Origin of the sequence: Sciscionella marina DSM 45152 (assembly GCF_000379465.1) — a bacterium.
GTDB lineage: Bacteria > Actinomycetota > Actinomycetes > Mycobacteriales > Pseudonocardiaceae > Sciscionella > Sciscionella marina.
This window is the reverse complement of the sequence record NZ_KB905433.1, coordinates 1-9,184: the sequence shown is the minus strand read 5'-3', so window position 1 is coordinate 9,184 and position 9,184 is coordinate 1. Positions and strand designations below refer to the sequence as shown.

Here is a 9,184-nt window from a genome sequence, read left to right as displayed (position 1 = left end):
ACTCGCCGTCAGCTCGAACCTGCACCCCTCCGGGTTCGACGAAATCATGCCAAAAACCCTGGCCACCGCCACCGTCGACAGGCTCCTGCACCACGCCCACGTCGTCGTCACCCAAGGTGACAGCTTCCGGCTCTCCCAAGCAACCTCAGGCGAAGGAGTGAAACCATTGCGCTAACACCATCCACCACCCCAACGGGGAACCATCTGGCCGCCGTCGGGGAGCCCTAAATGGCCGCCAACGGGAACAACATCTGGCCGCCAACGGGGACAACAAACTGGCCATTGACACCCCTCACAGGGCCCAGCAACTACCCACACATCAGTACGAAGAGCCCGAAAATGGCGCGGCGACGGCGCAAGACTCTGGTCGTCTGCCGCTCCTGCCACGATGCCATTCACATCGGATAGCCAACGCCGCTACTTGCGTAGCAGTCATCGGAGAGCCCGCCGCGGTGAAAGCCGCACACCGGGTTCGGGCTGGGGGCCGCTGGAAAAGGACCCGCATGTCGCGGGCACCTCGCCAGCGGCCCACCAGTGCCTCTGTGGAAAGGGGCCCGGCGAAGCCGCGCTCAAGGAAGTCGCCACACACAGCGGCTGCTGGGCCAAAGCCAACGTGCCGATACCGGAGGGCAAACGGGCGGCGACCACCCGCGAACGCTGGCGACATGTTCACGACCTACTCGACAAGGGGTAGGGCTGCTCGATATCGCTCGCAGGCTCAATCTCGGGCTGAACACCGTCAAACGCTACGCCCGCATCGACCAGCCCGAACGCCTGGTGCGCGCTCCGGCGTACCAGCCCACCTTGGTCCATCCGTACCGCGAACACTTGCGCCAGCGCCGGACCGACGTTCCCGCGGTCCCGGTCACGACGTTGCTCGCCGAGATCAAGACGCTCGGTTATCGCGGCAGCATGAATCTGCTCGTGCGCTACCTCAACCAGGGCCGCGCCGACACCGATCGGCCACCGATCTCGCCGCGGCGACTGACCGGACTGATCCTCAGCCACAGCGACAACCTCACCGACCAGCAACACAAGCTGCGCGACGAGCTGACCGCCGCCTGCCCGGAAATGATCGAACTCAGCGACGCGGTCAGCCGATTCGCCACGCTGCTCAAACCCCGTAACGGCAACGAGACACGACTCGCCGAATGGATCACGACCGTTCGTTCGTTCAACCTTCCCTACCTGCACGCCTTCCCTCGCGGCCTCGACAAGGACCACGCCGCCGTGACCGCCGGCATGACACTGCCCTACAGCAACGGACCCACCGAAGGCCACGTCAACCGCCTCAAAATGCTCAAACGACAAATGTACGGACGGGCCAACCTCGACCTACTCCGCAAACGCGTACTCCTTGCCACATAAGCAAACACCACAAGATCAGCGACAGAGCCTCAGAAGCGGTGTTTTCGGCCCGACACGCCGGAGTTGAGTCCGGCGGGATGGGCACGATGAGTGATGACACTGGATGTTGTGAACACTTCCTCGGGTAAGGATGCGCGGTCTGTGCAGGAACAGTTGGCTGCGCGGATGGTGGAGCAGGCCCGTGAGCAGGGCCTGGAGCTGACTGGACCGGATGGGCTGCTCAAGCAGCTGACCAAGACGGTGCTGGAGTCGGCGTTGAACGCGGAGCTCACCGAGCACCTCGGGCACGAGAAACACCAGGACAGCCCGGGCCGTGAGGGCACGAATGTGCGCAATGGGTCCCGGTCGAAGACCGTGGTCTCGGACTGAAGTAGACCCTGTCGGTTGGACAGGCTGCGGCGGTCTGTCCAGCCGACCGGGTCCACCTCAGCTGGACGGCCACGTGTCGTGCTGCTGATCCTGTTCGAGGCAAGGGCCGAAGCGCTTGGTGAGTAGTTCGGGCCACGCGTGCGTAGCCGAGGTCGATGGCCGTAAGGCATTACCGCCGACTGCTAATCCAGCAGCAATGCGGTGTCCCATCCGCTCGCCGGTCGTGGGGTGGTGCGGTACGCGTGCAATGCCAGCGCAATGCCGGCGGCGCCGGTGAGAAAGCCCGGGTCGTCGCGCAGTAGTTCGGCACGCAGCCCGCCGACCTGTTGATAACCGTACGGCAGACTTGGGTCGAAGGGCGCTGCGGTCCGCTGCGCGAGCCAATCCAGCTCACCGCTGAGTTCGCATCGCGGATCGTCGGCGTGGATTCGTGCGACCACATGCAGCAGGCCAGCCCAGCCGTGGCACAGGCAGGTGTCCTGGACCCGCCACTGCTCAGTCGGTAGCCGGAACATATCCCATACGGCTTCGCGCGCTAGAGTGTTCCAGTCCTGACGGCCCAGCGCGAACCCGGCGAGTTGGACCGCCCTGGCTATCCCTGGAGTGCCGTAACACCAGGCTTGGCGCGAACGGGTCAGCCGCGGGGGGCGGTGGGTGTATTCGTCAAGGTCGAGTGCCTGTGGCCAGTACCTTCCGAATTCGTCCTCATCGGACCATGTGATGAGGAAATCCATGATCGTCTCGATCGCTTCGGCGTGCCCATGGACGCGCACACCTGATCGCCACGCTGTGGCCAGTAGTGCGAGTGGTCCTGGAATGCCGTGTGCCATCCCCAAATTAATGTGTCCCGAACTGTCCTCTGTAGACGGATTAAGGGGGCGATCGCTCCACCATCCGGGCAACGTATGTCCTTCGCGTTTGATGGGGCGTATCAACGCCCCGAAATACGCGCACACGTCCTCCAACAGTGACCGAGCCTCTGGGCTGTCCTGCTCTCGCCGCAGCAGGTACCGGCCCAGTCCGGCGAGTCCGGAGATGAGGTCGAAATTCGCGTAATGTTCGGCGGTGGCGCCGGCTTTCAGCCGCTCGTGTTCTGCGGCCAGGACCACGCGGACAACCCGGAATACCGGTTCGTCCAATCCGGCAAACAACGTCGCGTATTCGCCTTCGCGCTGCACCGCGCAGCTTGCGGCAAAGGCCAGTGCCGGCGCGCCGTCGTAGAGGGCGTGGTTGCCCGATTCGGACAGTGCTTGGTTCGCTTCGCCGAGGTAGCGATGCGCGATGTACCGGTAATCGGGGTCGCTGTGTCCGAGCTCCGCGTAGAGTAAAGCCAGGCCGCACTCGCTATCCAACGCTGGCCGCCAGTTTTCGGCGCTGCCGCAGGGGCAGGTTCGGGCCGGATCAGCCAGCCGCTCGGCCAATGTCTCGATGACCGAGTCGACGGTGTCGGCCAAACCCGTTGAGGCGGTGGTCATGTCTGTCTCGCCTTCGCACGTCCCTTGTATGCCGCGGCGACCCTGCTGGCCACTACGTGTGCGCGCATTTCGGAATCTTGGTTGCCACCGAGAAGCCGGTTGTGGTGCATATGCAATAGGCTGTTGACTATCGACCGGTGTCGGTCGGGAGTGGGCTCATCGCGCGTGCGCAGCGCTCGGGCGTACGCCTGGAGCGTGGACGCGCGGTGTTGGCACGCGGCACGGATCGTCGTCACCATACGGTCCGAATCGGTCTGCCGCTCGGCGAGCAGCGCGTCGGTCAGCTGCACAGCGCGGCTGACATGGCGGTGCATTCCCGGATAATGCTGAATATCGGATCGCCGATACCAGGACGTCCAGTCCGGATCGGTCTGGCGCAACAGGTCGACGAAGTTGACCGCGGCAAGAACTTCCGCGGGCACATCCCTGTTGAGGGCATCGAACAATGGTAGCTGAGCAAGGGCAGCCTCGCTGTCCGCGCGGAAAGCGTGCTCCGCCGCCGCGATCCCTTCGGGCCCACCGTAACGGTTGACCTCCGGCTCGTAGCTGTCCAGCGCGAGTTTGCGGATCAGGCCGTTCTCGTGCAGAACGCGCGTCCATGAGTGGAGCTGGGGCAGAAGCGACTGGTTCAGTACCTCTGGCCGACCGTGGAAACGGATCCGCACGTGCTCGTCCGGATCCGCGTAGCGCATGAAGAACCATCGATCCACACCGGAATCCACGCTGTCCAGAAATGACGGTAAGTGGTCACGGAGGATCTCGTGATGCAGCGCGGAGTCAGCGTAGAGCTTGGCGAAAACCCATTCACCGCCCGGTGGAATGCTGCGCCGTGCGGTCGCAGGCGTCCATGACGCGGCGCGGCGGGCTGGTCGATTCACGGTGGATTCGTTACGGTGCGCGCGTAATGGCACCACGATCTCGTTCGCATGCCCGTCCAACCAATCGAAATCAGATTCGCCGCACCGCGCGGTTTCGGTGATGACAAGCTCGGGTTTGCGCCGAAGCTCATCGGCGAGCAGCCGGCGGTGCAGTGGTGCGTTCAGGTCGAGTTCCAGGCTGTGGTCGCCGTGCCGCGCTTGCACGGTGTCGGGTACCCGCAGCCGCTCGCGCCAGCGATCCAGTGCGGTGTTCCACGTCGAGGTATCCGCGCTAGCCTCGATCAGCTCACCCGAAGGCCGCCATCGCGCCTGCGCCAACACTGTCCGGCCGTAGCGAACCCGAGGCAGGTACGGCAGGTAGTCCACGTCGCCCCATCGCCACGGCCGCGGGGGGCGCGTGTGGGCCACGGTGACCTCGCGACACAGCCTTGCCACGTTCGGTGTGCGGTTGATCGAATCCAACATCTGCGGGCTCAACGCGTTGATTCGCCGCTGATCGCGTAGGGACACCAGGGATAGACTGCCCGCTTCGGCCAGGATCCCGACATCGTCAACGCCGAGTACGCTGTCCTGACCACGCTCGTCGAAAACTCCGATCGCCAGCGTGCGCTCGGTTACCGTGGGCACGCGCATGACGTTCGACTGGCGCCCGCCTGCCGGCTGGAAGGCGAGTTGCGCGCGCAACACGTTGTCGGCGGCCGGGGGCATCACGTCGCGCAGTGCGGTGCCGTCCTCGAATAGGTAGGCGAATCGGCCGAAAATCCCGCCCGCGATCAGCCCCATCGCTGGGGAAGAGACCAGCCGGAAATCACCACGTTCGATCGCTTCGATCGACTCGGCGAGCAACTGGAAGCTCAACTCTGCGGTATCCGCCGCGGGCGCGACGGCTGTGTCCGGTTCCAATTCGGTGATCGTCCGTTCGTCGAGGACAACCTCTCCCGAGCCGGAAAGCAAAGCGTGGGATGCCAGCTCTGCCAGCTTACGGTTGCGCGGCCCATCCCGTTCTTGCGTGGGCTCGCCGAGTCGACTGTTCGCCGGCAGTCGATACCCGGCAGGCGGGCCGATGCCACGCTCAGGGTCCAGCACCTCCTTGACAGGCACGGCGTTGCCGCTACCGTATCTATCCAGAAACTCGTCATAGTAATTCGCAAGGTGCGGTGGTGATCCGCTCGCCGGGGACAACCGCAGCAATACCGACGCAGCCGATTCCACCTCGCGCGCGACGGTGTGCGGCAAGGTGATCCGCGCGTCCATGCGCAGGTCCACCTGTATCGGCGAGCCCGCCCCGCTGTGTAACTCGTGCGCTTCGCTAGTGGCCGCACCCCATGCCTGGCGGCCGGAACCCAGCGGTGCTCGTGCGTACTCGTCGAACCGTGCGGCGATATTGCCCAAGCCGGCGGTCTCCGGCGCCAGCGTACGTTCCAAGGTAGCCCGCACGTACGTAATGGGATCGGTGCAGTGGGGCGGTGGCGACAGCTCGGTACACAGCAGCCCTGTCTCGATCAACCCCATGAGTAGCTGTTCAACTCGATCGGTACCGGCGGCTTGCGGGTACTGCTCGACAAGTCGGTCGACCAGTTCGGTAAACGCGATTGGTGCTCGTGCCACGGTCATCGCGGTTCGCGCAGGCGGGGTGGCGCGGACGGATTTTTCCTCCGCGGGTTGGCCGGTCGGATCGCGCAGGGGCACGTACGGAAGCACAAACCGCCCGGCTCGCTCGAAGTACAGATCATTCGCGCAGACCCGCAGGCACCGCACCACTTCTGTGCGGCTCTCCCACTCGGTGAGCAGGGCGGTGAGCCACTCGCCATCGGGGCGAACGCCCTTGCGGTGCGCCTTGCCGAGTTCGACCAGCGGTTCGTCATCGAAGCTGCCCACCGCGACCCCGGCCATGAGCCCGAAGGGAGTTGGGCGGGTGGTCATCCGCAACAGGTACCTGCATGCGGCGTAAGTGGCGCGGCGCAGCTGGCGTGTACGGACGTGCTCGCCCTCTTCCAACCTGCGTAGCCCGGTGGCCCACGAATCGCTGGACACCTCGAGAGCCTCGCGTACCAGTGGATCGGCGACCACGGTGCGTAGAATTCGAATCAGTTCATCGCGTTCGTTTCCTTGGCCCGGATCGCGTTCGGCGGCGAGGGCATACGCCCGGTGGTGTGGCAATACCGGCATTCGCAGAAACACGGCGCCGTCAACGCGAAACGAACCCGATTCACCCATCGCAGTGCTGAGCCACCCCTGAGTCACCGACCCCCTAGCATCTTCCTCGACGATGCCTGCAGGATCACCATACCGCTGTCACCGTAGGAGCTTTACGGAAGACTAGCCAACGCTGCCCGGTGCCGCAAGAGCATGGCGCGAGTCGAAGGTTCGAGAAATAGTAACGATCGTCGGACGCACCGTGTTCGGTGGCGGTTGGTGAACAGATGACCGCGGTGAGGTCAATCCGCTTGGCCTGCTGAAAGCTGTCACACAGGTCCATTTTGTACCACGTCCGGTGGCGAGAATGCGCGAAAATCCTGGCGACGCGCTTGCAAGTACTGACACAATGACGCTACCCCGGGTCTCTTACGGGGCTGTTTCCTGCGTACGAAAGGAATTCCGATGAGTGCTCCGATCGCACAACGCCAAGACGAACTCGACATCTTTGACCTCGAAGTCAGGACGGTGCCGGCCGACGGGGAGATCGCAAAATCGCGAATGAAGCCAACGGCGACCCCCGGCACCTGCAACTCAGAGTGTGGCCTTACCCGCCCCGGCTTTCCCGGCTGTTGACAGTTCGTTCCATCATGATCTCCGTGACGCGGCAGGTGACGTCATCGTGAAACGATCTCTGAGTCAATCAACGGCCAGAGGTCATGGATGAATACCGGTTACGCGTAGGGCGTCACCTGCGGGTAAGTGCCGCACAGGCGTGCCGTTGAGCATGGCTCGGCTTCTCGTGGCGGTGCCGATCGCCGCCACGAGAAGCCGAGCTCAGTCCAGTGAGAGAACACAGGGACTGTCCGGTGAGTGACTCTGGCCCATTGTTGGTGACAGTGCGTGTTGGTTCGTTGGGATGACGATGCCTTGGATCAGGGTGGGGTTCGTGTGATGTAAATAGGCTGTTGAGGCTGATGTTTTCGGAATTGTCTTGTCTGGTCATCGAGGGTGTTGATGACGACGCCGGGGTGATCGCGGTTCGGGCGTCGACGCGGGCCGGGCGGGTGGCCTGCCCGGAATGTGGCGTCGTGACGGGCCGGGTGCATGATTATGTCCGGAGGCAGGTGGCCGACGTTCCGGTCGACGGGCGTCGGGTCGTGGTGCGACTGCGGATGCGGCGAATGCGTTGTGCGGCTTGGGGTTGTTCGTGGCAAACCTCCCGCGGGCCTTTGCCTGGACTGTTGGAGCGTTACCAGCGGTGCACTGTTCGGTTGACGGCGCATATCAGGGTTGCCGTCCGGGAAGCTTGCCGGGCGGGCCAGGGCCAGGGTGGGGTACGATCCAACAGCTTCCCAACCAGCTCCCTCGACGCGGCACTCGTGCGCATCGGCGTAGCGAAAATCCCTGGCGCCACCGCGTTAACCAACACCCCCGATGCTGCGACTTCCTTACCCAATGCCTTGGTCAACCCGATCACACCAGCCTTGGCCGCCGAATACGCCGTCTCTTGCGGATTGCCCTCTTTCCCCGCCATCGACGCAACATTCACCACACGCCCGTACTGCTGCGCAATCATGCCCGGGAGCACGGCGCGACAACAGAAAAACACCCCCGAAAGATTCCCATCCAGAATGCGTTGCCAGTCCTCGGTGCGGTACTGCCCGATCGGGACGGGTGGACACGTGACACCAGCACTGTTAACCAGCACATCGACCCGGCCGAGCACACGCTCCGCGTCCGAAGCAGCCTCGACCACAGCATCGAAGTCGGTCACATCCACAACGGCCGTGCGCACCGACTCGCCGGCGACCATACTGTTGCACGCTTCTTGCAACAGTCGCTCCGAGCGGTCCCACAACATCACCTTGGTGCCCTAGGACAGCAGTCGTTCGGCAATGGCCCGCCCCAGACCACTACCTCCGCCTGTCACGACCGCACAGCGATCATGCAAATCGATCTGATTCATATCCATCCCCTCAAAGACCAACTCGGCGCAGCATCGCAGCTGTTCCCTTTGACCTTGTCCCCATAGCACAGCAATACGCGCTGCGGAAATCCAATACCCCGATCAAATAACGCGATAGGTAATACCTATGAGCCTCGTAGTATTGGTAGATGCGAGGTCAAGAACATCCCAGCCCGCAGCCGAATGGCACCGTATGCGGTGGCCGAGCTGCGCGAACTCAAACGTCGTAATCGCCTGTTGGAGCAGGAGAACGAGGTGTTGCGCCGGGCGGCGGCGTACCTGTCGCAGGGCAATCTGCCGGGAAAGGCTCTACCCGCTCGTGAAGGAGTTGGTCGCTGCCGGTGCCCGCATCCGGGTGCCGGTGGCGGTCGCGTGTCGGGTGCTGAAACTCCACCGCCAGCACTACTACGCCTGGCTTGCCCGACCGGTCACCGACACCGAGCTGGCCGAGGCGTATCTGGCCAACGCGATCTACGACGCCCACCACGAGGACCCCGAATTCGGCTACCGCCTGTTGCGCGACGAGATCACCGCTGCTGGGCACCAGGTGTCCGACCGCACGGTGTGGAAGATCTGCTCGACCAACCAGTGGTGGTGCGTGTTCGGGAAGAAACGTCGCGGCCGCAAGTCCCGGCCCAGCGCGCCCGCACACGATGATCTGGTGCGTCGGGAGTTCACCGCCCACGCGCCGAATCGCCTGTGGTTGACAGACATCTCCGAACACCCGAGCAACGAAGGCAAGGTCTACCTCTGCGCGGTCAAGGACGTGTGGTCCAACCGGATCGTCGGCTACTCTATCGCTGACCGCATNAGCGCCCAGCTCGCCCTCGACGCCCTGGAATCCGCCGTCGCCCGACGCGGCGGCACCGTCGCCGAGTGCACGCTGCACAGCGACCGAGGAGGTCAATTTCGCTCGCGCAAGCCGCAACAATCGCTGTGGCGCCACCAGATTCGCGGCTCGATGGGCCAGGTCGGCTCAGCCGGTGACA

At 63.9% G+C, this 9,184-nt stretch carries 7 protein-coding genes and 2 pseudogenes; 6 read left to right on the top strand and 3 right to left on the bottom strand.

Going from position 1 to position 9,184, the window contains the following annotated elements; genetic code table 11:
• From A37U_RS47075 to A37U_RS54560, 3 genes and pseudogenes are all read left to right on the top strand, one after another.
• Positions 1-175 (top strand): ATP-binding protein (locus tag A37U_RS47075; RefSeq protein WP_020501489.1); only part of this gene is annotated, 175 nt, incomplete at its 5' end.
• Positions 176-873: 698 nt separating this feature from the next.
• Positions 874-1,368 (top strand): transposase, encoded by a 495-nt coding sequence (locus tag A37U_RS0135875; protein WP_169526994.1) that lies wholly within the window; start codon positions 874-876, stop codon positions 1,366-1,368.
• A gap of 93 nt (positions 1,369-1,461) precedes the next feature.
• Positions 1,462-1,734: pseudogene (locus A37U_RS54560) on the top strand (transposase); the annotation flags it as partial.
• 185 nt (positions 1,735-1,919) lie between these two features.
• Here the strand turns inward: A37U_RS54560 and A37U_RS47065 are convergent.
• Positions 1,920-3,212, bottom strand: coding sequence for a lanthionine synthetase C family protein (locus tag A37U_RS47065; protein WP_020501486.1), 1,293 nt, complete (start codon positions 3,210-3,212; stop codon positions 1,920-1,922).
• The gene (locus A37U_RS0135860) at positions 3,209-6,259 is read right to left on the bottom strand and encodes a lantibiotic dehydratase (RefSeq protein WP_020501485.1); all 3,051 of its coding nucleotides are present in this window, start codon (positions 6,257-6,259) and stop codon (positions 3,209-3,211) included. The genes A37U_RS47065 and A37U_RS0135860 overlap by 4 nt, the downstream gene beginning before the upstream one ends.
• 432 nt (positions 6,260-6,691) lie before the next feature.
• On the opposite strand from A37U_RS0135860, the gene A37U_RS52290 reads away from it, so the two are divergent.
• Positions 6,692-6,862 carry a hypothetical protein gene (locus tag A37U_RS52290; protein ID WP_157183251.1) on the top strand — a complete coding sequence of 57 codons (171 nt, stop codon included), beginning with the start codon at positions 6,692-6,694 and terminating at the stop codon, positions 6,860-6,862.
• Between the two features lie 341 nt (positions 6,863-7,203).
• A pseudogene (locus tag A37U_RS55215) lies at positions 7,204-7,413 on the top strand (transposase family protein); the annotation flags it as partial.
• Positions 7,414-7,478: 65 nt separating this feature from the next.
• Here the strand turns inward: A37U_RS55215 and A37U_RS47060 are convergent.
• Complete coding sequence (locus A37U_RS47060) at positions 7,479-8,090, bottom strand: SDR family NAD(P)-dependent oxidoreductase (RefSeq protein WP_020501484.1); 612 nt, start codon at positions 8,088-8,090, stop codon at positions 7,479-7,481.
• A gap of 232 nt (positions 8,091-8,322) precedes the next feature.
• Here A37U_RS47060 and A37U_RS51175 point away from each other — a divergent pair.
• Positions 8,323-9,184 (top strand): IS3 family transposase (locus tag A37U_RS51175; protein ID WP_157183249.1); only part of this gene is annotated, 862 nt, incomplete at its 3' end.